General features: G+C 68.6%; 18 protein-coding genes. 10 read left to right on the top strand and 8 right to left on the bottom strand.

Annotation, left to right across the window (positions count from 1 at the left end; translation table 11 throughout):
* Positions 1 to 119: 119 nt before the first annotated feature.
* A complete protein-coding gene (locus AC3WLY_RS07225; protein WP_492309981.1) occupies positions 120 to 1,700 on the bottom strand; it encodes an amino acid permease in 1,581 nt (526 codons plus the stop codon).
* A gap of 627 nt (positions 1,701 to 2,327) precedes the next feature.
* Here AC3WLY_RS07225 and amaB point away from each other — a divergent pair.
* Positions 2,328 to 3,839 carry an L-piperidine-6-carboxylate dehydrogenase gene (gene amaB, locus AC3WLY_RS07220; protein WP_310143492.1) on the top strand — a complete coding sequence of 504 codons (1,512 nt, stop codon included), beginning with the start codon at positions 2,328 to 2,330 and terminating at the stop codon, positions 3,837 to 3,839.
* A gap of 230 nt (positions 3,840 to 4,069) precedes the next feature.
* Here the strand turns inward: amaB and AC3WLY_RS07215 are convergent, their stop codons facing one another.
* A complete protein-coding gene (locus tag AC3WLY_RS07215; protein ID WP_175962099.1) occupies positions 4,070 to 6,514 on the bottom strand; it encodes a DUF3772 domain-containing protein in 2,445 nt (814 codons plus the stop codon).
* 431 nt (positions 6,515 to 6,945) lie between these two features.
* Between AC3WLY_RS07215 and AC3WLY_RS07210 the strand changes: the two genes are divergently transcribed.
* The 4 genes from AC3WLY_RS07210 (at position 6,946) to AC3WLY_RS07195 (ending at position 12,425) form a co-directional block, all read left to right on the top strand.
* A complete protein-coding gene (locus AC3WLY_RS07210; RefSeq protein WP_492309980.1) occupies positions 6,946 to 8,364 on the top strand; it encodes an MFS transporter in 1,419 nt (472 codons plus the stop codon).
* A gap of 388 nt (positions 8,365 to 8,752) precedes the next feature.
* A complete protein-coding gene (locus AC3WLY_RS07205; protein WP_492309979.1) occupies positions 8,753 to 10,090 on the top strand; it encodes a hypothetical protein in 1,338 nt (445 codons plus the stop codon).
* Positions 10,091 to 10,251: 161 nt separating this feature from the next.
* Positions 10,252 to 11,364: a porin gene (locus AC3WLY_RS07200; protein WP_072443748.1), complete on the top strand. Its 1,113-nt coding sequence runs from the start codon at positions 10,252 to 10,254 to the stop codon at positions 11,362 to 11,364.
* Between the two features lie 8 nt (positions 11,365 to 11,372).
* Positions 11,373 to 12,425, top strand: a complete 1,053-nt coding sequence (locus tag AC3WLY_RS07195) for a nucleoside hydrolase (RefSeq protein WP_492309978.1) — start codon at positions 11,373 to 11,375, stop codon at positions 12,423 to 12,425.
* A gap of 27 nt (positions 12,426 to 12,452) precedes the next feature.
* Here AC3WLY_RS07195 and AC3WLY_RS07190 read toward each other — a convergent pair whose 3' ends face one another.
* On the bottom strand, positions 12,453 to 13,364 hold the full coding sequence (locus tag AC3WLY_RS07190; protein WP_492309977.1) for a LysR family transcriptional regulator: 912 nt from the start codon (positions 13,362 to 13,364) through the stop codon (positions 12,453 to 12,455).
* 94 nt (positions 13,365 to 13,458) lie between these two features.
* Here AC3WLY_RS07190 and AC3WLY_RS07185 point away from each other — a divergent pair, with 94 nt between their 5' ends.
* Complete coding sequence (locus tag AC3WLY_RS07185) at positions 13,459 to 14,808, top strand: NCS2 family permease (protein WP_492309976.1); 1,350 nt, start codon at positions 13,459 to 13,461, stop codon at positions 14,806 to 14,808.
* A gap of 46 nt (positions 14,809 to 14,854) precedes the next feature.
* Positions 14,855 to 15,955, top strand: coding sequence for an adenosine deaminase (add, locus tag AC3WLY_RS07180; protein WP_492309975.1), 1,101 nt, complete (start codon positions 14,855 to 14,857; stop codon positions 15,953 to 15,955).
* A 36-nt stretch (positions 15,956 to 15,991) separates the two neighbouring features.
* Here the strand turns inward: add and AC3WLY_RS07175 are convergent, their stop codons facing one another.
* Together AC3WLY_RS07175 and pdxR are read right to left on the bottom strand one after the other, a co-directional pair.
* Complete coding sequence (locus AC3WLY_RS07175) at positions 15,992 to 18,217, bottom strand: penicillin-binding protein 1A (protein ID WP_492309974.1); 2,226 nt, start codon at positions 18,215 to 18,217, stop codon at positions 15,992 to 15,994.
* A gap of 97 nt (positions 18,218 to 18,314) precedes the next feature.
* On the bottom strand, positions 18,315 to 19,850 hold the full coding sequence (pdxR, locus tag AC3WLY_RS07170; RefSeq protein ID WP_492309973.1) for a MocR-like pyridoxine biosynthesis transcription factor PdxR: 1,536 nt from the start codon (positions 19,848 to 19,850) through the stop codon (positions 18,315 to 18,317).
* A gap of 123 nt (positions 19,851 to 19,973) precedes the next feature.
* Between pdxR and AC3WLY_RS07165 the strand changes: the two genes are divergently transcribed.
* Positions 19,974 to 20,612: an FMN-binding negative transcriptional regulator gene (locus AC3WLY_RS07165; RefSeq protein ID WP_425131737.1), complete on the top strand. Its 639-nt coding sequence runs from the start codon at positions 19,974 to 19,976 to the stop codon at positions 20,610 to 20,612.
* A gap of 50 nt (positions 20,613 to 20,662) precedes the next feature.
* Here the strand turns inward: AC3WLY_RS07165 and AC3WLY_RS07160 are convergent, their stop codons facing one another.
* Positions 20,663 to 21,244, bottom strand: coding sequence for a thioredoxin family protein (locus tag AC3WLY_RS07160; protein ID WP_492309972.1), 582 nt, complete (start codon positions 21,242 to 21,244; stop codon positions 20,663 to 20,665).
* A gap of 232 nt (positions 21,245 to 21,476) precedes the next feature.
* On the opposite strand from AC3WLY_RS07160, the gene AC3WLY_RS07155 reads away from it, so the two are divergent.
* A complete protein-coding gene (locus AC3WLY_RS07155; protein ID WP_111018914.1) occupies positions 21,477 to 22,217 on the top strand; it encodes a response regulator in 741 nt (246 codons plus the stop codon).
* The gene (locus AC3WLY_RS07150) at positions 22,214 to 23,536 is read left to right on the top strand and encodes an ATP-binding protein (RefSeq protein WP_492309971.1); all 1,323 of its coding nucleotides are present in this window, start codon (positions 22,214 to 22,216) and stop codon (positions 23,534 to 23,536) included. The genes AC3WLY_RS07155 and AC3WLY_RS07150 overlap by 4 nt, the downstream gene beginning before the upstream one ends.
* Positions 23,537 to 23,554: 18 nt before the next feature.
* Here the strand turns inward: AC3WLY_RS07150 and AC3WLY_RS07145 are convergent, their stop codons facing one another.
* Positions 23,555 to 24,289 carry a metallophosphoesterase family protein gene (locus AC3WLY_RS07145; RefSeq protein WP_492309970.1) on the bottom strand — a complete coding sequence of 245 codons (735 nt, stop codon included), beginning with the start codon at positions 24,287 to 24,289 and terminating at the stop codon, positions 23,555 to 23,557.
* An 88-nt stretch (positions 24,290 to 24,377) separates the two neighbouring features.
* Positions 24,378 to 24,914, bottom strand: a complete 537-nt coding sequence (locus AC3WLY_RS07140; RefSeq protein ID WP_175962113.1) for a GNAT family N-acetyltransferase — start codon at positions 24,912 to 24,914, stop codon at positions 24,378 to 24,380.
* Positions 24,915 to 24,916: the final 2 nt, after the last annotated feature.

Here is a 24,916-nt window from a genome sequence, read left to right as displayed (position 1 = left end):
CGTAACGGCGGAAAAACGGACGGCGCGCGTCGATCTTGCCTGAACGCGCGCGCCGCGTCGAATGGGGGCGCAGGGCGCCGGCTGCCGCGGCCGGGCGGCGGCCGGCGCGAGGCGGGCCGTCAGGCGCCCGGCGCCGGGTTGGCCGGGCGCGCGACGTAGCCCGCGTAGCCGGTTTCGGCCTGCGGTGCCGCTTCGGGCGTCGCGTTGCGTTCGATCCACGGCGCGATCTCCATGTCCTCGTAGCGCACCAGGCGGCATTTGCGCACGAGCGCGTAGCCGAGCCAGATCGCGAGGAAGAACGGCAGGCCGATGTAGGTCGCGGCGATACTCGCCCAGTCGACCTTGTCGGCGAGGAAGGCCTGGTAATCCTGGCCGAGCGCGACGACCGCACACAGCGCGAACGCGAACAGCGGGCCGAACGGGAACCACTTCGACCGGTACGGCAGCTGGTCGAGCCGGTAGCCCTGCTTCAGGAAGCCCTTGCGGAACCGGTAGTGGCTGACCGCGATGCCGAGCCACGTGATGAAGCCGGCCATGCCCGACGTGTTCAGCAGCCACAGGTAGACCGTCTTGTCGCCATACAGCGACGTGAGGAAGCACAGTGCGCCGACGGCCGTCGTCGCATACAGCGCGTTGCGCGGCACGCCGCCCGGCGACAGCTTCGCGAACAGCCGCGGCGCGCGGCCTTCGACCGCGAGGTTGTAGAGCATCCGCGTCGACGCGTACATGCCCGAGTTGCCGGCCGACAGCACGGCCGTCAGGATCACCGCGTTCATCACGCCGGCCGCGAATGCAAGGCCCGCGTGGCGGAACACGAGCGTGAACGGGCTCACGCCGATGTCGGTCACGTCGCTCTTCAGCAGGCTCGGGTCGGTATAGGGAATCAGCACGCCGATCACGAAGATCGCGAACACATAGAACAGCAGGATGCGCCAGAAGATCTGCTTTACCGCGCGCGGGATCGTCGTGCGCGGGTGCTCCGATTCGCCAGCCGCGACGCCGATCATTTCGGTGCCCTGGAACGAGAAGCCCGCGATCATCGCGACGCCGAGCATCGTCGCCCAGCCGCCGGCGAACGGCGCGTCGCCGATCGTGAAGTTGCCCCAGCCCGCGCTCGGGCCGCCCTGCATGATCCCGAAGATCATCAGCAGGCCGACGCCGACGAACGCGAGCACCGTCAGCACCTTGATCAGCGCGAACCAGTATTCGGCTTCTCCGAAGCCGCGCACCGACAGCGCGTTGAGCGCGAAGATCAGCGTGAGGAACAGCGCGCTCCACCAGACGCCCGGCACATGCGGAAACCAGTAGTGCATCACGAGCTGCGCGGCGACGAGCTCCACCGCCAGCGTCACGGCCCAGCTATACCAATAGTTCCAGCCGAGCGCGAAGCCGAAGCCTTCGTCGACGAACTTCGCGCCGTAGGTCGCGAACGAACCCGACACGGGCATGAACGCGGCCATTTCGCCGAGGCTCGTCATCAGGAAATAGACCATCAGGCCGATCACCATGTACGCGAGCATCGCGCCGCCGGGGCCGGCCTGCGAGATCGACGCGCCGGACGCGACGAACAGGCCCGTGCCGATCGAGCCGCCGATCGCGATCATTCGCAGATGGCGGGCCTGCAGCGCGCGGTGGAGGGACGGCTTCGCGGGCGGCGAGCCGGACGGACGGGGCGAATCGGGGCGGGCATCTGAATGCATGGCGGGTGCTGGGCGCTGTCTCCGGGATTGTTTTTCGGCGACGAAGCGCGACGCGTTGCCGGCCGGGCAGCGGTGGTGCTTCGCGGAACGTGCCGGATGAACCGGGCCGCGATCCGTGTCGCGTTCGTCTGTCGTCCGGCTGCCGTAGTGGCGGCCGGCGGCGCGCCGGGTGCGTTGCACCTCGACGTCGCACCGATTGTGTGTGCCCGATGCACGGGCGGCAAACGATATTTCCGAACAGGGTGATGCGGCTTTGTCATCAACTTGCGTCGCGTCGGGACGCGTCTGGCCGCCCTGCTACGGGCTTTGGAAACGTCCCGTATCGGCACTAAAAAGCATCGGTTGGGGTCGCCGAGGTGTTGCGTTTTGGGAATGAAGTCGTGAGTTAATATCAATAGCGGCCCGACTTGTGGCCGCCGACAATGTGTTTCATGGATCGTGCCTCGCGAGGCTGGGGCGCGCCGTCCGGCCGGGCTTGTCGGCGGCGGCGCAGCGCGATGCGCCGTGCGGCGCACCGGGCCCGCCGAGCTGCGCATCCGCTTGCACAGGGCGCGCGAACGCGCTCCAATCGAATCACGCGGGCGGCGCTGCCGCCGCACCGATCAATCTGTCCCTGAAGAGGAAGTGATGCAATTCAACGACATTCTTGCCGCGCTCGATATCGATCTCGCCCAGTGGAAAGGCAATGCGCTGACCGCGCGTTCGCCGCTCGACGGCGCGACGCTCGCGACGCTGGCCGTCGACACGCCCGCCGACGCCGAGCGCAAGATCGACGCCGCGCACGACGCATTCCTCAAGTGGCGCACGGTGCCGGCGCCGGTGCGCGGCGAACTCGTGCGCGTGTTCGGCAACGTGCTGCGCGAGCACAAGGCCGCGCTTGGCCACCTCGTCACGCTCGAGGCCGGCAAGATCACGTCGGAAGGCCTCGGCGAAGTGCAGGAAATGATCGACATCTGCGATTTCGCGGTCGGCCTGTCGCGCCAGCTTTACGGCCTCACGATCGCGTCGGAGCGCCCGGGCCACCGGATGATGGAAACGTGGCACCCGATCGGCGTATGCGGCGTGATCTCGGCGTTCAACTTCCCGGTCGCGGTGTGGGCGTGGAATGCGGCGCTCGCGTTCGTGTGCGGCGACCCGGTCGTGTGGAAGCCGTCGGAGAAGACGCCGCTTACCGCGATCGCCTGCCACGTGCTGCTCGGGAAGGCGCTGCGCGAGTTCGGGAAGACGCATCCGGGCGTCGCGCCGGAAGGGCTGAGCCAGCTGGTGCTCGGCATGCGCGATGTCGGCGAGGTGCTGACGGCATCGAAGAAGGTGCCGGTCGTCAGCGCGACGGGCAGCGTGCGGATGGGCACGGAAGTCGCGAAGGTGCTGAGCCAGCGTCTCGCGCGCGGCATCCTCGAACTCGGCGGCAACAACGGGATGATCGTCGCGCCGAGCGCCGATCTCGACCTCGTCGTGCGCGCGGTCACGTTCGCGGCGGTCGGCACGGCCGGCCAGCGCTGCACGACGCTGCGCCGCCTGATCGTCCATCGCAGCATCGTCGATCAACTGCTGCCGCGCATCGAGAAGGCCTACACGTCGGTGAAGGTCGGCAGCCCGCTCGAGGAAGGCACGCTGGTCGGCCCGCTGGTCGATCGCGCGTCGTTCGACGCGATGCAGAAGGCGCTGGCCGATGCACGCGAGCAGGGCGGCGAAGTGAAGGGCGGCGAGCGCGTGGACATCGGTCACGCGGATGCGTACTACGTGCGTCCGGCCATCGTGCGGATGCCGAAGCAATCGGCGGTGGTCGAGCGCGAAACGTTCGCGCCGATCCTGTACGTGATGATCTATGACAACTTCGACGATGCGATCGAGCTGCACAACGCGGTGCCGCAAGGCCTGTCGTCGGCGATTTTCACGAACGACATGCGCGAGGCCGAGCAGTTCATGTCGGCAGCGGGCAGCGATTGCGGGATCGTCAACGTGAACATCGGCACGAGCGGCGCGGAGATCGGCGGCGCGTTCGGCGGCGAGAAGGAAACGGGCGGCGGGCGCGAGTCGGGTTCGGATGCGTGGAAGGCTTATATGCGTCGTGCGACGAATACGATCAATTACAGCCGGCAGCTGCCGCTGGCGCAGGGGGTGAAGTTCGACGTGTGATGTCGCGCGGCGCGCGTTGCGCCGCTTGACGATGAAACGGGCCGGTTGCCGCGATGCGGGTCCGGCCCGTTGTGTTTGGGGCTATGGGGGTATCGTGCGCATCGGCGTCGATCAGGATTCCTGACGCGGGCCGGCGACGAACGAGCGGTGTCCGGGGACGATGTCGTGAGCCTTCGCATCGAGCGCAGACAGCCTGTTCAAGTCGAATACGCGCTGGCGCGCAACGCCCGTTACTTTTCCACCGCCGGCATGTTCTGCACCACCAGCATCTGCGGGCTCGACAGCGTGATCCCCGCCGCGCGCAACTGCTTCAGGATCTCGAACAGCAGATCGCTCTTCGTCGAACTCGCGATCCGCGGGCTCGACACGTAACCCGTCACGCTCAGCGTGATCCCGTCCGGCGCGAGCTGGCTGAACGTCACCGACGGCGCCGGTTTCTCGAGAATCGCCTCATGCGTGCGGTACGCATCGAGCAGCAGGTCGCGCACCTGCTCGGGATCGGTGTTCAGCGGGAACGTCAACACCAGCGTCGCGACGCCCTGCGTGCTGTTGCCCATCGTCACGTTGCGCAGGTTCTGCGAGATCAGTTGCGAATTCGGCACGATCACGGTCGAGCGGTCGCTGAGCTGGATCTCGGTCGCGCGCACGTTGATGCGGCGGATGTCGCCTTCGACGCCCGCGATGCTGATCATGTCGCCCACCTTCACCGGCCGCTCGGTCAGCAGGATCAGCCCCGACACGAAATTCTTCACGATCTCCTGCAGGCCGAAGCCGATACCCACCGACAGCGCACTGACGATCCACGCGAGGTTGTTCCACCTGACGCCGAGCAGCCCGAGCGTCATCAGCACGAGCAGCACGTAGCCGACGTTGGTGAACAGCGTGATCAGCGACACGCGCATCCCCGTGTCCATGCCGAGCGCGGGCATGAACTCGCCGTCGAGCCAGCGGCGCAGCGAACGCAGCAGGTAGAAGCCGATCGCGAAGCCGATCACGGCGTTCAGGATCCGGTCGGGCATGATGTTCAGGCTCTGCAGCCGCTGGCTGCCGATCATCGCGACCGCGCTGTCGAGCAGGTCGCCCGGCGTCGTGCCGAAACCGCCCGTCAGTAGCGCGATGGCCGCGATCAGCATCAGCAGGCTCGTGCCGAAACCGGACAGGACCGTGCGGGCCTGGTCGAGGTGCCGGTCTTCGAGCGCGAACAGGTTCTTGATCTGCTGGCCCGTCGACAGGCTCGCGGAGAACAGGCTTTCGCTCGCATCGCGCGTCAACTGGATCAGGATGTAGGTGGCGCACAGCACGATCTCGAACCATACGAGCTCGTAAGTGATGAAGCGCGCGACCGTGACGTAGCCGATCAGGAGTGCAATCAGCGACACGACGATTGCCAGCGTGACGCCGGCGTGGATCAGCCCGGCGAGCGTCGAGCGCTGCTCGGGCGCCTCGCCGGCCGCCGCGAGCACGCTGCGCGCGCGGTTCGAACGCAGCAGCGACGCGCCGACCGTCAGCGCGACGACGAGCGATACGATGCCGCGGCCGAACAGCGTGACCGACAGGCTGGTGTCGACGATCCGGTTGATCGATTCGAGCGTGCCGGACATCAGCAGCAGCGCGGCCAGGATGCCGGGGAACGGCTTCATCGCGAGCGCGACGGGGTCGGCGAGCGCCGGCAGGCGCCACGACGGATGCTTGGTGCAGAGCAGCGCGCGGCCGAGCCCGGCGATCAGTGCGCAGGTCGCCGCGAGCTTCGCGAACTGGTCCCACAGATCGGTCAGCGCCGGCGTGAGCTCGTAGTGGCGCGCGACGGCGAGGTAGAGGATCTGAACGGCAAACGCGGTTGCCAGGAATGTCGACAGCGCGGTCGACAGCGCCAGCGCGCTGCGGCGCAAGCGGGTGGGCGGCAGGCGGTTCAGGCAGATCCACGCGAGCCCGCGCTCGATGAGCCGGCGGCCGCCGAGCCACATCGCGAACGAGGCGATCAGCAGCAGCGCGGTGATCGGCCGTTGTCCGGGTACCCACGACGAGCGCAGCATGTCGCGCAGTTCGTCGTTGAAATCCTCGAGCCGCTGGACGTCATCCGGCGGAAGGTGAAACAGCGGCAGCCAGAACTGCGCGCTGAAGATGCCGCCCGAACGGAATGCGAGCTGGTTCTTCAGCAGGCCGCGATGCAGCTTCGCGAACTGTTCGGTCAGGTTCGCGAGGTTGGTCTTCTGGTCGGCGGCCTGTTTCAGCGCCGCATCGAGCTGCGTCTTGCGCGCGGTCAGCGTCGCGCGCTGCTTCGCGACGGCCGGCGTTTCCGGCGCGGCGCCTTCGGCAGGCGCCGGGCCGAGCACGTCGAGTTGCGCCTGGACCTGCGCGCGCTGCGGAACGAGCTCGCTCTGCAGCTTCGCGACGTCGGTGCTCAGCTCCTGCGTCGCATCGCCGAGCGCGTCCAGTTCCTTGCTGTTGGACGCGGTCGAGGTCTGCTGCTTGATGCGATCCTGTTCGGCCTGCATCTGCTTGAGCTGCGCGACGGCGTCGTTCAGCGAGATGGCCGGCACGGACGCGTCGGTGCCGCTCGCGCCCGGGGCGGAAGCAGCCGCCGGAAACGCCGATGCGGTCGCGATCGCCGCGAACTGCAGCAGCGCAATCAGTGCGATCCGGCGGGCGTACGTGGATAGTCGTTGTATGAACATGGAATGCTTACGATTTGCCGACAATGCCGGTCGCCGAAAGGCGCCCGGAAGCCGGTAGTTGGCCCGGTAGCATGTTACCGGGGCGCGGAACGCGTGGTTGTACCGATTGCGTACCCCGTTTTCGGCGATCCCGACGGTGCGCGCCCGCGCGAAACGGCGCGGCAGGCCCGTACCGTCGGGCCGCCGCCGCCCGGACGCGGCGCGGGCGGCGCCGGATCGTCGTTCCGACGCGTTTTCCGTACCCGACAGACGGTTACGCAATTTACACATTGTCCGGCGCGAAATAGGGGTGTCCGAATCGGCTCGGTGCACGCAGCGCGGCCGGACCGCAGGACGGGTGTGCCGGTACAATGCAGCGATTCGCCCGACGGCGGCTCGACGGTCGCCGGACAACAACACACAACACGACACGATCAGGAGACGCGCCCAAGATGGCCTCAACGGACAGCCTTTCGCAGGCATCTTCCCAATCCCCATCCATCGACCCCGGCTCCATCTCGGCCCGCCTGGACCGCCTGCCGCCGACCCGCAGCGTCTGGAAACTCGTCGTACTGCTGAGCCTCGGCTTCTTCTTCGAACTCTACGATCTGCTGTACAGCGGCTACGTCGCGCCCGGCCTCGTGAAAAGCGGCATTCTTTCGGCGACGACGCACGGCTTGTTCGGCACCACCGGCGTCGCGAGCTTCATCGCCGCACTGTTCTCCGGGCTGTTCATCGGCACGATCGCGTGCGGCTTTCTCGCCGACCGCTTCGGCCGCCGTGCGATCTTCACGTGGTCGCTGCTGTGGTACACGGCCGCCAACGTCGTGATGGCGTTCCAGGACACCGCGGCCGGGCTGAACTTCTGGCGCTTCGTCGTCGGTCTCGGGCTCGGCGTCGAGATGGTGACGATCGGCACGTACATCTCCGAACTCGTGCCGAAACAGATCCGCGGCCGCGCATTCGCGTGCGAGCAGGCGGTCGGGTTCGTCGCGGTGCCGGTGGTCGCGTTCCTCGCGTATCTGCTCGTGCCGCATGCGCCGTTCGGCCTCGACGGCTGGCGCTGGGTCGTGCTGATCGGCGCGCACGGCGCGCTCTTCGTGTGGTGGATTCGCCGCGAACTGCCGGAAAGCCCGCGCTGGCTCGCGCAGCAGGGCCGGGTCGACGAAGCCGACCGCATCATGCGCGCGCTCGAGGCGAAGGTCGAAGCCGAATACGGGCGGCCGCTGCCGCCGCCCGCGCCGGCCGAGCCCGTGCCGCCGCGCGGCAGCTTCCGCGACATGTGGGTGCCGCCGTATCGCAGCCGCACGATCATGATGACGATCTTCAACGTGTTCCAGACGGTCGGCTTCTACGGCTTCGCGAACTGGGTGCCGACGCTGCTGATCAAGCAGGGCATCACGATCACGTCGAGCCTGATGTATTCGAGCGTGATCGCGCTCGCGGCGCCGATCGGCCCGCTGATCGGCCTCGTGATCGCCGACCGCTTCGAGCGTAAATCGGTGATCGTCGCGATGGCGGCGGCGATCGTCGTCTGCGGGCTGCTGTTCAGCCAGACGACGGTGGGCGCATTCCTGATCGCGCTCGGCATCGGCCTCACGCTCGCGAGCAACATCATGTCGTACAGCTTCCACGCGTATCAGGCCGAGTTGTTCCCGACGTCGATCCGCGCACGGGCCGTCGGTTTCGTCTATTCGTGGAGCCGCTTCTCGGCGATCTTCTCGTCGTTCGTGATCGCGGCCGTGCTGAAAGGCTTCGGCACCTTCGGCGTGTTCGCGTTCATTGCGGGCGCGATGGCGATCGTGATGACCGCGATCGGACTCATGGGGCCGCGCACGAAGGGCATCGCGCTCGAAACCATTTCGAAGTAGCCGGTGGTTGCGCCCGCGTGTCGCATGGTTCGTGCGGCATGCGTGCGATGCGGTTTTCTCGGGCGAGACTGCACGCCAAAATGATTTGGCGTGCGAATTTGTTTGGTGGAAAACATCGTTGCGGGCGGAACGCACCAACCTGCCGGGCGCATGCTTTGAAACGTCCGACTTATAAGGTTGCCACGCGACGAAGCCGCAAGCGGCAACGAGTTGAAACAAAGCGTGACGAAGCGAAAATTCGCCGCGAAACTGCGACTTTCGCCGCTGCCGATTCCTGCGCTGGCGCGTAGAATGAAGGGCCTGACGACTCATTAGCCGCCATCGGACCGCACGCGGTGCATCAGCGAACGGCTCCACCGCGAAGAGGCGTCGGCGCCGGGCGCACACGATGTGCCGGACGTGTCGATGGCTCGTGCGGAAGATGCGCCGCTCGCAACAGCAGCATGCGGCGGCCGGATCGGCCGATGGCTTCGAACGTATGATGCTTTCCAGCCTGACGCGGCGATTTGCGAAGCCGCGTTGCCGTACCCGCGTAGTTGCCGCGTATGTGTGGCTCGCTGCCGCGCTGCCGATTGCCGTTCTTGCCTGGCGGCCTGCCTTTGCGGCATCCGGCGCCCCGTCGTCCGCTGCTACGTCATCCTCATCGGTTGCGTCGCCGGCGTCGGCGGCTTCCCATGCGCATCCGGCTTCGTCCGCGCATGCGTCGTCGAGTGCGTCGTCCGCGCAGCCCGCGACTGCGGCATCGTATGTGCATCATGCGGAGCCTGCCGGCGCGGCATCGGGCGCATCGGCGGCTTCCGCCGCGTCCGCCGCAGCGCCTGCGTCGGCGGCTTCCGCTGCGTCCACCGCCGAACCTGCGTCGGCCGCATCCGCCGTACCGGCCAGCGAGGCCGAGCCGCCCGTGCCGACCCCGCCGCGCCGGCATCCGCCGCTGTCGGCCGACGAGGCGAAAAACGCGACGGCACGCGCGATCGACCTGCGCAAGCGCTTCACGCAGGAAGTCACGCGGCGCCTGAACGTACCCATCAGCGAGCAGCGCGCATACGGCGAGCGGCTCCAGAAGGCGCTCGCCGATGCGGACCTCGGCGACCTGGCCGGCGAATACGTCGCGATGGTCGATCGCGCGCCGAACGTGCAGGCGCTTTTCATTTACTTCCGCGCGACGCCGGCCAATGCGTGGCTGATGATCGGCGCATCGCCGGTCGGCACCGGGCTGCCGGGCAAGTACGATCATTTCGTGACGCCGCTCGGCGTGTTCCATCACTCGCCCGACAACATGGATTTCCGTGCGGAAGGCACGACGAACGACAACGGCATTCGCGGCTACGGCCGCCGCGACATGCGCATCTACGACTTCGGATGGGAGGACGGCGAGCGCGGCTGGGGCAAGGGCGGCGTGTCGCCGATGCGCTTCCAGATGCATGCGACCGACCCCGACCGCCTCGAACCGCTGCTCGGCATCCGGCACTCGAAGGGATGCGTGCGGATTCCCGCGTCGCTGAACCTGTTCTTCGACCGGCACGGCCTGCTCGACGACGACTACCAGGCGCGCGTCGAGGCCGGCAAGTCGCTGTGGGTGCTGCGGCGCGATCGCGACATCACGCCGATCGCGGGCCGCTACCTGGTCGTGATCGACAGCGCACGCAAGACGCGCCCGGCGTGGTCGCCGCTGCCGGGGCGCAACGCGTGGTCGAAGCTGCCGAAGGGCGGCGATACCGCCGATTGACAGCTGCTCCGGCGGGCGCGGGAGATGTGACGATGAGAATAAATCCGTTTTATTGATACATAAGAAAAGCAAACTTTTATTATCCGATCCGGGTTCGTATAGTCGAGGCCAGTTTCGCGGAACCCTGCCGCGCCTGGACCACCACCGATCACACGACCCGCATGAAAACTCTCTACAAGCTCGCTCCGCTCGCGATGCTCGGCGCCTTCGCGACCCATGCCGGTGCGCAAAGCAGCATCACGCTGTACGGTCTGATCTCGGCCGGCGTCGGGTTCGCGACGAACCAGGGCGGCAAGAACGCCTGGCAGGCGCTGTCCGGCACGAACCAGAACCCGCGCTGGGGGCTGAAGGGCAAGGAGGATCTCGGGCAGGGGCTGTCCGCGATCTTCCAGCTCGAGAACGGCTTCAACGTGATGACGGGCACGGCCGCGCAAAACGGCCGCGAGTTCGGGCGCATGGCCTACGTCGGCCTTGCCGACCGCACGTACGGCTCGCTGACGTTCGGCCGCCAGTACGACGCGATCCACGACTACATCGGGCCCGTGATCATCGCGAGCAACGGCGTGAACATCGGCGACAACGACAACGGCTACAACGACATCCGCGTGCAGAACTCGGTGAAGTACGTGAGCCCCGTCTACTACGGCCTGAAATTCACCGCGCTGTACGGCTTCAGCAACGCGACGGGCTTCGCGAACAACAGCGCATACAGCTTCGGGCTCGGCTACGAGCGCGGCCCGCTGCGCTGGAGCGCGGTCTACGCGCAGTACAACCATCCGTACAGCAGCACGAACCAGGACGGCGCGATCGCGAACGACTATGCGTCGCCGTTGCTGATCTTCAGCAAAAGCGCGATGACGCCGGCGGCGTACGCGAGCCGGCAGCGGATCGCGGGCACGGGCGGCTTCTACACGATCGGCCGCGCGCAGTTCGCGGCGATGTTTACCGACGTGCGCTACGATTACCTCGACAATTCGCACCTGCACCTGCAGAACCTCGGCGTGAACATCGTCTACACGATGACGCCGCAGCTCTTTCTCGGCGCCGCGTATGCGTTCACGAACGGCAGGTACGACGTGATCGACAAGCGTCCGAAGTGGCACCAGGTGAACCTGCAGGCCGACTACTTCCTGTCGAAACGCACCGACGTCGCGCTGACGGTGATCGCGCAGCAGGCGGCCGGCGACGCGGACCATGCGCAGATCTTCGCGTACGCGCGCTCGACCGGCACGCGCCAGATGATGGCGACGCTCGGCGTCCGGCACGTTTTCTGAATCCGACCATGACCCATCCGATCGCATCGCGCCGCACCTTCCTGAAACTGTCCGCCGCGCTGGCCGGCACCGCGCTGCTGCCCGAAACGGGGGCGTTCGCCGCCGGCGGCGACGCCGCGCGCCGCACGGTGATCATCGATACCGACCCGGGGCAGGACGACGCCATCGCGATCCTGTTCGCGCTCGGCGCGCAGGATCGGCTCGACGTGCGCGCGCTGACCGCCGTCGCGGGCAACGTGCCGCTCGACCTGACCGAACGCAATGCGCGGATCATCCGCGACTGGGCCGGACGCACGAAGACGCTGCCCGTCTACGCGGGCTGCCCGCGCCCGCTCGTGCGCGAGCTCGTGACGGCCGCGAACGTGCACGGCAAGACGGGGCTCGAAGGCGTCGAACTGCACGAGCCGCGCGCGCCGCTCGCGACCGGTCACGCGGTGTCGTACCTCGTCGATACGCTGAGCCGCGCGGCGCCCAACAGCGTGACGCTGTGCGGGCTCGGCCCGCTGACGAACATCGCGACCGCGCTGGTCGAAGCGCCGCAGATTCGCGGCGCACTGCGCGAGATCGTGCTGATGGGTGGCGCGTTCTTCGAGCGCGGCAACATCACGCCGGCCGCCGAGTTCAACATCTACGTCGATCCGCAGGCGGCGGAAGTGGTGTTCGGCAGCGGCGTGCCGATCGTCGTGCTGCCGCGCGACGTCGCGGTGAAGGCGCCGATCACGCCGGCGCGCGTCGCGCCGTTTCGCGCGCTCGGCAACCGCTGCGGCGCGATCGTCGCGGACATCATGACCGCCGAGCTCGCGTACAACAAGAAGCGGCGCGGCGTCGACGACGCGCCGATGTACGACCCGACCGCGGTCGGCTATCTCGTCGATCCGACGATGTTCAACGGACGCAAGGTGAATGTCGCGATCGAGACGACCGGGCAGTGGACGCTCGGCGAGACGATCGTCGACTGGAACGGGCGCAGCGGCCGCGCGGCGAACGCGACGTGGATCAACGAGGTCGACGCGGACCGCTTCTACGCGGCGCTCGTCGAGCGCATCGCGAAGCTGCCCTGAGCGCGTGACGTCGCGCGGCGAACGGAATCAGATGTGCTTCGCAATCCACTCGCGGCACGCGCGCACGTGCGGGCCGCGATCGTCGGCGGCGAGCGAGATCAGCGAGATCGCGCGCGTGACGCGCGGTTTGTCGACGCGCAGCGCGACGAGTTCGGGATCGTGCAGATGCATCGTGTAGAGGCTGGGCAGCACCGCGGTCGCGAGGCCGTTGCGTGCGAGCGCGTAGAGCGGCTCGGTGTATTCCATCCGGTACGTGACGTTCAGGCGCAGCTTCCCGGCGCCGCCGGTGCGGTGCAGCGATTCGCTGACGCTGCCGCGCACGAACACGGCCAGCTCGCGATCGACGAGCTTCGCCCACGTGATGCTCTTCGCGCGGGCGAGCGGATCGTCGTGCCGCACGACGATCACGATCTCGTCCTCGAAGAGCTGCCGGTAGCGCAGCGTGCCGTCGTCGCTGTCCGGTTCGAGCACGCCGATGCCGAGATCGGCGACGCCGTCGCGCACGGCTTCGACGAGTGCGCTGTTCGGCAGGTCGGTGAGTGTGAAGCGCAGCGTCGGATGCGTGCCGCGCAGTGTATTGAGCGCGGGCAGCAGGCGGCCCGCGACCGACGGGATGAACGCGATCCGCACGGTCTGGATGCGTTCGCCGATGAGCCGCGTCATGTCGTCGAAGGTGCCGCGCGCCTGGTTGAGCAGGCGTTCGGCGAGCGGCAGCACGGCAACGCCCGCGGACGTCAGCGTGAGCCGGTGCGCGGAACGCGCGAACAGGCGCCCGCCGAGCAGGAACTCGATCTGGCGGATCGACGCGGTGAGTGCTGGCTGCGTGAGCGACAGCGCCTGCGCGGCCTGCGTGAAGCTGCGTGCATGGGCGAGCACGACGAAGTGCTGGACCTGCCGCAGCGTGAGCGCGGGCAGCAGCGACGAGCGGTCGGACGACATCGGGCAATAACGGTCGGGGTGCGGTACGCGGCAGTATAAGACCGCGCTGCGTGAATCGGCACAGGACAATATTCGGAATCACAGGAGAACCACCATGTCAGCGACTGACACGATGCCGGCGCGAGCGCCGGCCAACTGGCTCGAACGCCGCTTCGCGCTCGCCGCGCGCGGCACGAGCGTGCGCACCGAGACGATCGCGGGTATCACGTCGTTTCTCGCGGCCGCGTACCTGCTCGTCGTGATCCCGTCGCTGCTCGCGACGGGCGGCATGGAGCGCGGCGCGGCGACGACCGCGACGATCGTCGTGTTCGTGCTGTTCACCACGCTGATGGGGCTCTACGCGAACCTGCCGTTCCTCGTCGGCCCCGGCATCGGCGGCTCGGTGATCGTCGGCGTGACGCTCGCGACGACGGAACACGTCGGCTGGCAGACGGGCCTCGGCATCGCGTGCGTGTCGGGCGTGCTGTTCTTCCTGCTGACGATCCTCGGCGCGCGCGGCGTCGTGGTGCGGCTGATTCCGGTGCAGATCAAGCTCGGGCTCGGCGCGTCGATCGGGCTGTTCGTGACGATGCTCGGGCTGCGCAATGCGGGGATGGTCGTCGCGAACGCGAAGACCAACGCGTTCGCGCTCGGCGACTTCTCGCGGCCGGGCGCGCTCGTCGCGCTGGTCGGCCTCGCGGTTGCGGTCGTGCTGCAGGCGCGCAAGGTGCCCGGCGCGATCCTGATCGCGATCCTCGCCGCGGCTGCGGCCGGCGTGCCGCTCGGCGTCACGCACCTGCCCGCGTCGTTCGTGTCGCTGCCGCACAGCATCGCGCCGATCGCGTTCAAGCTCGATATCGGCAGCGCGTTGAGCCTGGCGGCCGCGCCGTATCTGTTCGCGTTCTTCGCGGCGGAATTCTTCTCGACGCTCGGCACCGCGCTCGCGGTCGGCGCGAAGGCGAACCTGCTCGACGAACACGGCAACCTGCCGGACATCAACCGGCCGTTCCTCGTCGATTCGCTCGCCGCGACGATCGGGCCCGTGTTCGGCATCCCCGCGCTGACCGCGCTGATCGAATCGGCGGCGGGCGTCGAGGCCGGCGGCCGCAGCGGGCTGTCGTCGCTGGCCGCGGCCGTGCTGTTCGCCGCGATGCTGCTGTTCGTGCCGGTCGCGCTCGCGATCCCGAAGGAGGCGACCGCGCCCGCGCTGATCCTGATCGGGCTGTCGATGTTCGCGACGATCCGCCATACGCATTTCGACGACTTCACCGATGCGCTGCCCGTGATGTCGATGGTGCTGCTCACGCTGATGTCGAACAGCTTCGGCACCGGCATCGCGGGCGGGCTGCTGTGCTACGTGCTCGTCAAGCTGCTGGCCGGCCGCTGGCGCGACGTGTCGTGGGGGCTCGTCGTGCTCGCGATTCCGCTCGGTTATTACTTCTGGACCGTCGTGAAGCCGCACTGAGAGACGGCTTTCGCGACGTATCGGCATTACCCCAAAAGAGACTGACATGAAGGGAACACCAGGCAACGTCCCGGCCGCGCGCACGGGCATCGAGATCACGCCGGCCCATAGGGCCTTCTTCCACGCGCTGCCGAAGGTCGAGCTGCATTGTCACCTGCTCGGCGCGGTGCGGCACGACACGTTCGTCGCGCTCGCGGAACGCAGCGGCGCGCCGATCGAGCGCGCGGAGATCGACGCGTTCTATGCGCGCGGCGACAAGCCGGTCGGCGTGCTGCACGTGCTGCGCGCGCTCGACAAGTATCTGCTCGCGCAGCCTGACGATCTGCGAAGGATTGCATACGAGTATCTGGAGGATGCGGCCGCACACAACGTGCGGCATGCGGAATTCTTCTGGAATCCGACCGGCACTGTGCGCGTATCGGGCATCGCGTATGCGGACGCGCAGGCCGCGATCGTGACGGCGATCCGCGATGCCGCGCGTGATTTCGGGATCGGCGCACGCCTGATCCCGAGCATCGACCGCGAGCAGGATCCCGACGAGGCGGTAGCGATCGTCGAATGGATGAAGGCGAATCGCGCGGACGAAGTGGCGGGGCTCGGGATCGACTATCGCGAGAACGACCGGCCGCCGGAACTGTTCTGGAAGGCGTACCGCAACGCGCGCGCGGCCGGTTTCCGCACGACCGCGCATGCGGGCGAGTTCGGGATGCCGTGGCGCAACGTCGAGACGGCCGTCGACCTGCTGCAGGTCGACCGCGTCGATCACGGCTATACGATCGTCGACAACCCCGAGCTGTGCGCGCGCTATGCGGAACGCGGGATCGTCTTCACCGTCGTGCCGACGAATTCGTACTATCTGCGCACGCTGCCGCCGGAGCAGTGGGCGGAACGGCATCCGATGCGCAAGATGCCGGGCCTCGGGCTGAAGATCCATCCGAACACCGACGATCCGACGCTGCACAAGGTCGATCCAAGCGAGGCGTGGGAGCTGATGTTCAGCCATTTCGGCTTCACCGTTGCCGAGCTGAAGCAGTTCATGCTGAACGGGATCGACGGCGCGTGGGTGGACGACGCGACGAAGGCCGCGTGGCGTGCGGCGTGGACGCCGGAGTTCGATGCGCTGGCGGCCGCGCTCGCGGCGGGCTAAGCGCAGTTGTATGTATATGTTCCGCCGACGGCGCGCTCAGCGGAACAACTTCAGCCAGTCGAACAGGCCGGGATGCGGGCGCCGCCTCGGCGCCGGCGCGCTGCGCGGCCGGAAGTCGGGCGAGAACTGCGCACGCGGATCGATCGCACGCGCGCGCAGCGCCGCATCGTAGAAACTGCCGACGATCGGCAGCGCGCTGTGCGCGCCCGCGCCCCAGTAGTCGCTGCGAAGCGTCACGCTGCCGTCGTCGAAGCCGACCCATGCGCCGGCCACCAGTTGCGGATGCATCAGGATGAACCAGCCGTCCGTGTTGTCCTGCGTCGTGCCCGTTTTGCCGGCGACATCCACGCGAATCCCGTAGCGCGAGCGGATGTCGGCGCCGGTGCCGCGGTCGACGACATCGCGCATCACGTCGACGAGCGTCTGTGCGGCAGGCGCCGGCAACGCGCGTTCGGGCGGTGCGCTGCCGAATGCGGCGAGCACCTTGCCGTCGCGATCCTCGATGCGCGTGATCGTCTGCGGCGCGACGTACACGCCGCGGTTCGCGATCGTGCCGTATGCGGACACCATCTCCTTCAGCGTGACGGGGCTCGTGCCGAGCGCGAGCGACGGCACCGCGTCGAGCGGACTGTCGCGCACGCCCATCGCGCGCGCGAGCTGCGCGACCTTCGCGGCGCCTTCCTGCTGCATCACCTGCGCGGTGATGCGATTGCGCGACAGCGCGAGCGCGTCGCGCAGCGTCATCGGCTCGCCCGTCGGCGGCTCCTCGTCGGTCGGGCGCCAGACCGCGCGGCCGTCGATCGGGATCGCGACCGGGCGGTCGATGAACGTATCGCCCGGCCGCATGCCGTCCGCGAACGCGGCGCCATAGACGAACGGCTTGAACGTCGAGCCCGGCTGGCGCCGCGCCTGCGCGACGTGATCGAACGGCTCGCTGCCGAAATCGGGGCTGCCGACCCATGCCCTGATCGCACCGTTGCGCGGATCGATCGCGACGAAGCCGGCCTGCACCTGCGTCTTGCGTTCGCACAGCGCATGCATGAACCCGCGATTCGCGCCGAGCTGCTTCAGCGCCGCCGCATCGGCGAGCCCCGCTTCGCGGGCACTGCGATAGTCGGGTGTCTGGCGGATGAAGCCGCGGAACAGGTCGTTGCGCAGCCCGCAGCCGGACGGGCCGCGCCATGCGTTGTCGGCGATCGCCTGCAGCCGCTCGGTCTGCTGCGTCAGCGCCTGCGTCGCCATGTCCTGCAGCCGCGCATCGAGCGTCGTACGCACGACGAGGCCGTCCGAGTAGAGGTCGTAGTTGTTGCGGTCGGCCCACGCGATCAGCCACTTGCGAAGCTGCACCGCGAAGTGCGGCGCGAGGCCGGGCTGCGCCGTCTGCGGCTCGAAGTCGACGCGCAGCGGCTGGCGCTGCAATTTCGCGAGCTGCCGCGGCGACAGCATGCCCATCGTCGCCATCCGGTCGAGCACGATGTTGCGCCGCTGTACCGCGCGTTCCGGATTCAGCACCGGGTTGTAATAGCTGTTGCCCTTCAGCATCCCGACGAGCGTCGCGCTTTCGGCGATGTCGAGCTGGTTCGCCGATTTGCCGAAGTAGGTGCGCGCGGCCATTTCGACGCCGAACGCGTTGTACAGGAACGGCACGGTATTCAGGTAGGTTTCGAGGATCTCGTCCTTGCTGTACACCGTCTCGATCTTGAACGCGGTGATCAGCTCCTTCACCTTGCGCGTGAGCGTCAGCGAACGGCCGACTTCGTCCGGATACAGGTTGCGCGCGAGCTGCTGGGTGATCGTCGAGCCGCCCTGGCGCGCGCCCGAGAACGTATGCAGCCCGGCCGCGATCGTGCGGCGCCAGTCGATGCCGTGATGCGCGTAGAAGCGGTGATCCTCGGTCGCGATCAGCGCGTCGACCATGTGCGGCGAGATCTGCTTGAGCGGCACCCATTCGCGGTTGACGGGCCGGAACTCGGCGATCAGCTCGCCGTCGGCGGACAGCACGCGCGCGGGGCGGTCGATGCGCGCCTTGCGGATGTCGCCGATGCTCGGCGTGAACGGGACGAACGCAAGCAGGACCAGCAGGCCCAGCGCCGGTATCGCGGCGAGCGTCAGCGCCACGCCGCGCCGCGTCGGATGACGCAGGCGATGCAAGGCGCCTGCGCACAGCACGCGGGTGCGCGCACGGCAGGCGGCGGCGAGCGGTGCGACACGGGCGCGGCAACGGAGCCACGCGTCTCGAAGAAACGGCACGAAGCGATTCACGGCGGCAGGGGCGTGGACGGAAGAGGCGCGATCCTAGCAAATGGCGCACGCGTGCCGGCGGCCGAAACGGCCTTTTGCTTGCAGGAGTTACAGACGATTACGTTTGTTGCCCGCGGACAACCTTTTGCGGCGCGACCGGCCGTGATTCTCCCGACGAAACCACGTCCGCGAGCCGCTGCGCGGCCGCCTCCATCTGCGCGCGGCCGAAGCCGCCGAAGCCGAGCACGAGCCCCGGCCTGGCCGTGCCCGGCGCGAACATCGGCGACACCGCGCGCACCGCGACGCCGGCCTGCGCGGCGCGCGCGACCACGTCGAGATCGTCGATCCCTTCGGCGAGCCACAGCACGACGTGCATCCCTTGGTCGCCCGGCTGCACCCATGCGCGTTCGCGCGGCAGCCGCGCGCCGAGCGTGTCGATCAGCAGCGCGCGCTGCTCCGCGTACACGCCGCGCACGCGGCGGATGTGGCGGTCGAGATGGCCTTCCGCGATGAACGCGGCCAGCACGTGCTGGTCTGCCGTCGGCGCATGGCGATCCATCAGCACGCGCGCGCCGCAGAACGCGGGCACGAGATCGTCGGGGGCGATCACGTAGCCAAGCCGCAGCGACGGAAACAGGATCTTGCTGAACGTGCCGAGATAGATCACGCGGTCGGGCGCGAGCCCCTGCAGCGACGGGAACGGATAGCCTTCGTAGCGTAGTTCGCTGTCGTAGTCGTCCTCGACCACCCACGCGCGCCGTGCGCGTGCCCATGCAAGCAGCGCGTTGCGCCGCGCCATGCTCAGCGGCATGCCGAGCGGGTACTGGTGCGACGGCGTGACGAATGCGGCACGCGCATGCGGTGCCAGGCGGATGCCCGCGTCGACGTCGATGCCGTCGGCATCGACCGGCACGCGGACCATCGCGTCGCGCCGCCCGGTGCTTTCGAGCAGCGCGGTGATGCCGCGATAGGCCGGATTCTCGACCCACGCCTGGTCGTCCGCGCCGAGCAGCACCTGGCTCGCGAGATGCAGCCCCTGCTGTGTGCCGCTCGTGATCACGACCTGATCGGCCGTGCAGCGCACCGAGCGCGACCGGCGCACGTAGTCGGCGATCGCCTCGCGCAGCGGCAGCGCGCCTTGCGGATCGGCATAGCCGGACGGCGCGCCGGCGCCGCGTGCGCGCAGGCGGTTGCCGAGCCGGCGCCAGATGTCGTCGGGCGCGGTGAGGCCGACCGGTACCGAGATCGCGAACGGCAGCGCCGGCAGCGGACGGAATTCGCGGGCGATCCGTGCGAAGGTTGCGGCCGGCTCCGGCAGTCCGGCGTGGGCCGGGCGCCTGCGTTTGGCGGGCGGTTCGGGTTCGTCGGCGGGCGGCGGCTCGGCGAGCGCGTGCGCGACCCGCGTGCCCGCGCCGCCGCGCGATTCGAGGAAGCCTTCGGCGACAAGCTGCGCATACGCGTCGACGACGGTGCCGCGCGCGACTTGCAGCGCGGCCGCCAGCAGCCGCGTGGACGGCAGCGCATCGCCCGGACGGACGTCGCCGCGGCGCACGGCGTCGCGCAGCGCCTGCGCGAGCTGGCGACTCAGGTCGCCGGCCGCGCGGTCGAGCGCGCCGAGCGACGGGATTTCGACGTTCCGGGCCGTTCTTGCCACGATTCTGGTCTGCTAAAAATGTTCCAAACCGGCTCTACAGCATAAACCAGTTTGGGGTAACAATCTGCGCAAGACGGGCCCGCGCCCGAGCCATTTCAACCGCCGCACGACCGTGGAGCCGACATGTACGTCCCCGCCGATTTCAACGAGCCCAACCCCGATGCGCTGCGCGAGCTGATCGTGCAGCATCCGTTCGGCAGCCTGATCACGCACGGGAAGCACGGGCTCGACGCGAACCACCTCCCGTTCGAGCTGCTGCCCGGCGACGGCGGGCTCGGCGAGCTGCACGCGCACGTGGCGCGCGCGAATCCGGTCTGGCAGGACGTCGCGAACGGCGACGAGGTGCTCGTGATCTTCCGCGCCGGCGACGCGTACATCTCGCCGAACTGGTACCCGAGCAAGCACGTCGCGCACCGGCAGGTGCCGACCTGGAACTACGTGGTCGTGCATGCGCACGGCCGCATCACGGTGCGCGACGACGAGAAGTTCGTGCGCGGCGTGGTCGCGCGGCTGACGCGCACGCACGAGGCGTCGCAGCCGGTGCCGTGGAAGATGGGCGACGCGCCGGCCGATTATCTCGACACGATGCTGCAGGCGATCGTCGGGCTGCAGATCGAGATCACGCGGTTCGTCGGCAAGCGCAAGCTCGGGCAGAACAAGGCGGTCGAGGATATTCGCGGCGCCGGCGACGCGCTGATCGCCGATGGGAAGCTCGCGATCGGCGAAGCGATGCTGGCGGCGGCCGACGCGAAGCGCAAGTGAGCGCATGACGCACGCGCGAGGGCGGGTGCCGTGCCCGTGCGCCGGCCCGGTTACTGCGTGCGCGTCGTTCCCGCCATCCCTTCTCCCGCCTGCGCGAGCGCAGCGCGAATCGCCGCCTCGGTCTTGTCGTACCCGCCTTCGCCATAACGCGTATAGACGACCTTGCCGTTCGCATCGATCAGGTACAGCGCGGGCCAGTACTGGTTGCCGTACGCGCGCCACGTGTCGTAGCGGTTGTCCTGCGCGACCGGATACCGGATGCCGAAGCGCTTGATCGCATCGGCGACGTTGCCCGCGTCGCGCTCGAACGGATATTCGGGCGTATGCACGCCGACCACGACGAGCCCCTGGTCGCGATACTTCCGGTACCAGTCGTTTACGTACGGAATCGTATGAATGCAGTTGATGCACGAGTACGTCCAGAAATCGACCAGCACGACCTTGCCGCGCAACTGGTCGAGCTTGAGCGGCGCGCTGTTGTGCCAGCGGTCGATGCCGGTGAAATCGGGCGCCGGCGTGCCGGCCAGCGAGGTCGTCATGCCCGCGTCGTCGCGGGTGCCGGCGAAGGCGGCGAGCCCGGCCGTGGCGGCGAGGGCGATGACGAGGGCGGCGGTCTTGAGGCGGGGCAGCATGGCGTTCTCCTGATCGGGAGGCCGCCGCTCGGAGCGGCGGCCGGACGGGTTTCGACAGGCCCCATTAGGCTGCGCCGACGTATCTGCGATGTGTCCGGCGAGCCGCGCGTGTGCAATGTTGTGTGTCGTCGCGGCCGCGCGATACATTGGGATACAAACGCGTGTCCGCCGTGCGGTATAAATGCGGACATCGCCAGCCCGAACCACCCGACACCGACAGCGACACCGACTCATGGACAAGATCGACCACGTGCTGATCGTCGACGACGATCGCGCGATCCGCGAACTGATCGCGGGCTACCTGGAGAAGAACGGCATGCGCGTGTCGCTGGCCGCGAACGGCCGCGAGATGCGCAACGCGCTGGACGACGGCGCGCCCGACCTGATCGTGCTCGACCTGATGCTGCCGGGCGAGGACGGCCTCACGCTGTGCCGCGACCTGCGCGCCGGCAAGTTCCGCACGGTGCCCGTGCTGATGCTGACCGCGCGCGGCGAGGAAACCGACCGCATCATCGGCCTCGAGATGGGCGCCGACGACTACCTGGCCAAGCCGTTCGCGGTGCGCGAGCTGCTCGCACGGATTCGCTCGGTGCTGCGCCGCGCGCGCATGCTGCCGCCCGGCATGCAGGTGACGGAAACGGCCGAGCTGCTCGCGTTCGGCGAATGGCGGCTCGACACGACGGGGCGCCACCTGCTCGACGCCGAAGGCACGCTGGTCGCGCTGAGCGGCGCCGAATACCGGCTGCTGCGCGTGTTCCTCGACCATCCGCAGCGCGTGCTGACGCGCGACCAGCTGCTCAACCTCACGCAGGGGCGGCAGTCCGACCCGTTCGACCGGTCGATCGACCTGCTCGTGAGCCGGCTGCGCCAGCGGCTGCGCGACGGCGCGCGCGAACCGCGCTACATCAAGACGCTGCGCAACGAGGGCTACGTGTTCTCGTCGGCCGTGACCGCCGTCGACGGTACGTCATGAGCGCGCGCACGCTGTGGCACTGGCCGCGCTCGCTGTTCGCGCGGCTCGCGCTGATCCTGTGCGTGGGCCTCGCGCTCGCGCAGACGCTGTCGTTCTGGCTCACGGTGACCGAGCGCGACCAGGCGACCACCAACCTGATGATGGGCTACATCGAGCGCGAGGTCGCGAGCACGGTCGCGCTGCTCGATCACCTGCCGCCCGCCGAGCGCGCCGCGTGGCTGCCGCGCCTCGCGCGGCGCAGCTATACGTTCATCCTCGGGCCCGGCGAAACGGGCACCCCGCCGGAAGCGCGGCTGTCGGCGCGCGTCGAGCGGTCGATTTCCGACGGCATCGGCGGCGACTACCCGCTGACCGCGAACGCAATCCCCGGCGACCGCGAACATCTGCAGGTGCACCTGCGGCTGACCGACGGGTCGCCGCTGACGATCGACATTCATCCGATGTCGACGGTGCCGCTGTCGGGCTGGCTGCCGGTCGTGCTCGTGCTGCAGCTCGCGGTGCTGGCCGCGTGCTGCTGGCTCGCGGTGCGGCTCGCGACGCGTCCGCTCAAGCAGCTCGCGCAGGCCGCCGACGCGCTCGGCCCCGACCTGAAGGGCGAACGCCTGAACGAAGACGGGCCGTCCGAGGTCGCACGCGCCGCGCGTGCGTTCAACGCGATGCAGGATCGCATCGCGCAGTACATGGCCGAACGCATGCAGATCCTCGCGTCGATCTCGCACGACCTGCAGACGCCGATCACGCGGATGCGGCTGCGCGTCGACGTGATGGACGACGACGTGCAGGGCACGAAGCTGCGCCAGGACCTGCTCGAGATGGAGCATCTGGTGAAGGAGGGCGTCGCGTATGCGCGGACGCTGCACGGCACCGAGGAAGCCGCGCGCCGCATCGATCTCGATGCGCTGCTCGACAGCATCGTGTGCGACTACACGGATGCGGGGCAGGACGTCGCGCTGCACAGCCGCGCGCCGCTCGCGCTCGTCACGCGGCCGAAGGCGCTGCGCCGCATCGTCGGCAACCTCGTCGACAACGCGCTGAAGTTCGCGGGGGCGGCCGAGATCGACGTGCACGCCGCGCCGGATGGCGGCGCGGTCATCGCCGTGCTCGACCGCGGGCCCGGCATTCCGGACGATCAGCTCGACGCGGTGTTCGAGCCGTTCCGGCGCGTGGAGACGTCGCGCAACCGCGAGACGGGCGGCACGGGGCTCGGTCTTGCGATCGCACGGCAACTGGCGCTCGCGATGGGCGGCACGCTCACGCTGAACAACCGGCCGGACGGCGGCGGGCTGGAGGCGAGGCTGATGCTGAGGAATGCGGGGTGACGGGGTGGCGCGGGCGCGTCAGCACCGGCCGGTGCGCAGTGCGACGGCCCAGTCGTCGCGCCCGCGCGATGCCGCGGTGGCGGCGGCCGTGTGCCAGTCGTATTCGACCGCATGGAATTCGACGCTCCAGCCGGCCGCCGTGCGCGACACCGTTGCATAGCGCGCATGCGGCGAGCCGGTTTCGATCCGGTGCGGATGCGGCAGGTCGTCCGCGTACGCCTGCAGCCCGACGCTGCCCGGGTTGACGATCAGCCGGCCGTCGGCGAGCTTCGCGGTGCGCGGCACATGCGTGTGGCCGCACAGGATCAGCGACGCCGGCGCGTCGCCCGCGCGCTGCGCGATCTCGTCGGGCGTGGCCGCGCGGCAGCCGTCGGGCGTGACCGTTTCGAGGAAATAGACGAGGTCGCTGGCCGGCGTGCCGTGCACCATCAGCACGTCGTCGTCGAGCGTCACGCGTTCGGGCAGCGCGGCGAGCCAGTCGAGATGGTCGGCGCGCAGCGTGTCGTGCGCCCAGCGATCCGACAGCCCCATCGACTCGCGATCGCCGGCGAGCAGTTGCCGTTCGTGATTGCCCTTGATGGTCGGCAGGTCGAGCGCGATCAGGCGGTCGGCCGTTTCGGCCGGATGGAGCGCGCCCGACACGATGTCGCCGAGATTGACGATCACGTCGGCGCCGCGGCGGCGGACGTCGTCGAGCACAGCGTCGAGCGCGGCGAGATTGCCGTGGATGTCGGAGAGCGCGGCGATTTTCATGGCGGACCGTCGAGGCAGGGAACGGCGATTGTCGTCAATTCGGCGCGGGCTGTCCAATCGCGCCCGCGGTATAGCCCGGTGCGGCGCGTCAGTCGGTCGCGAGCCGCGCGTACATCGCGAAATCGCCCGGCGTGCCGCGCACCATCCGGTACGCGCGCAGCAGCCCTTCGTAGCGGTAGCCGCACTTCTGCAGCACGCGCGCGGAGCCGGCGTTGCTGGTCAGCACGACGCCCTGGACGCGCATGAAACCGCCGTCGGCGAATGCCCACGCTGTGACGGCTTCGCACACTGCACTCGCGATTCCGCGCCCCCAGTGCGCCGGCGCAAGGTCGTACGCGATTTCCGCCGAGCGGTTCGCGGTGGACACCGTATGCAGCCCGATCGTCCCGGCGAGCGCGCCCGATGCGGTGTCGACGATCGCAAGACGCCGGATCGAATCGGGGCCGGCCGATTCGATGTTGTCGAACAGCGGCAGCAGATCGTCGCGCGAGCGCAGGTTCCAGCTCGTGTGGCGGATCACGTCGGGGTTCGACAGGTGCGCGTACCACGCGTCGAGATCCGCGCGTTCGAGCTGCCTGAGCGACAGGCCCGGAAAGCCGGAGTGGGGCGGTGCGTCGACTCTCATCG

The organism is Burkholderia sp. FW306-1C-G01B (assembly GCF_058781685.1).
The sequence above is the reverse complement of the archived record's forward strand: the minus strand, read 5'-3'. Positions and strand labels throughout refer to the sequence as shown.

Excerpts from the sequence above, each read along its gene's own strand:
- AC3WLY_RS07185 (WP_492309976.1), top strand. The coding sequence starts at position 13,459 with ATGTCAGCGACTGACACGATGCCGGCGCGAGCGCCGGCCAACTGGCTC.
- AC3WLY_RS07190 (WP_492309977.1), bottom strand. The coding sequence starts at position 13,364 with ATGTCGTCCGACCGCTCGTCGCTGCTGCCCGCGCTCACGCTGCGGCAG.
- AC3WLY_RS07165 (WP_425131737.1), top strand. The coding sequence starts at position 19,974 with ATGTACGTCCCCGCCGATTTCAACGAGCCCAACCCCGATGCGCTGCGC.
- AC3WLY_RS07205 (WP_492309979.1), top strand. The coding sequence starts at position 8,753 with ATGTGCCGGACGTGTCGATGGCTCGTGCGGAAGATGCGCCGCTCGCAA.
- AC3WLY_RS07160 (WP_492309972.1), bottom strand. The coding sequence starts at position 21,244 with ATGCTGCCCCGCCTCAAGACCGCCGCCCTCGTCATCGCCCTCGCCGCC.
- AC3WLY_RS07210 (WP_492309980.1), top strand. The coding sequence starts at position 6,946 with ATGGCCTCAACGGACAGCCTTTCGCAGGCATCTTCCCAATCCCCATCC.
- AC3WLY_RS07195 (WP_492309978.1), top strand. The coding sequence starts at position 11,373 with ATGACCCATCCGATCGCATCGCGCCGCACCTTCCTGAAACTGTCCGCC.
- AC3WLY_RS07155 (WP_111018914.1), top strand. The coding sequence starts at position 21,477 with ATGGACAAGATCGACCACGTGCTGATCGTCGACGACGATCGCGCGATC.
- AC3WLY_RS07150 (WP_492309971.1), top strand. The coding sequence starts at position 22,214 with ATGAGCGCGCGCACGCTGTGGCACTGGCCGCGCTCGCTGTTCGCGCGG.
- AC3WLY_RS07200 (WP_072443748.1), top strand. The coding sequence starts at position 10,252 with ATGAAAACTCTCTACAAGCTCGCTCCGCTCGCGATGCTCGGCGCCTTC.
- AC3WLY_RS07140 (WP_175962113.1), bottom strand. The coding sequence starts at position 24,914 with ATGAGAGTCGACGCACCGCCCCACTCCGGCTTTCCGGGCCTGTCGCTC.
- add (WP_492309975.1), top strand. The coding sequence starts at position 14,855 with ATGAAGGGAACACCAGGCAACGTCCCGGCCGCGCGCACGGGCATCGAG.
- AC3WLY_RS07145 (WP_492309970.1), bottom strand. The coding sequence starts at position 24,289 with ATGAAAATCGCCGCGCTCTCCGACATCCACGGCAATCTCGCCGCGCTC.
- AC3WLY_RS07215 (WP_175962099.1), bottom strand. The coding sequence starts at position 6,514 with ATGTTCATACAACGACTATCCACGTACGCCCGCCGGATCGCACTGATT.
- amaB (WP_310143492.1), top strand. The coding sequence starts at position 2,328 with ATGCAATTCAACGACATTCTTGCCGCGCTCGATATCGATCTCGCCCAG.
- AC3WLY_RS07225 (WP_492309981.1), bottom strand. The coding sequence starts at position 1,700 with ATGCATTCAGATGCCCGCCCCGATTCGCCCCGTCCGTCCGGCTCGCCG.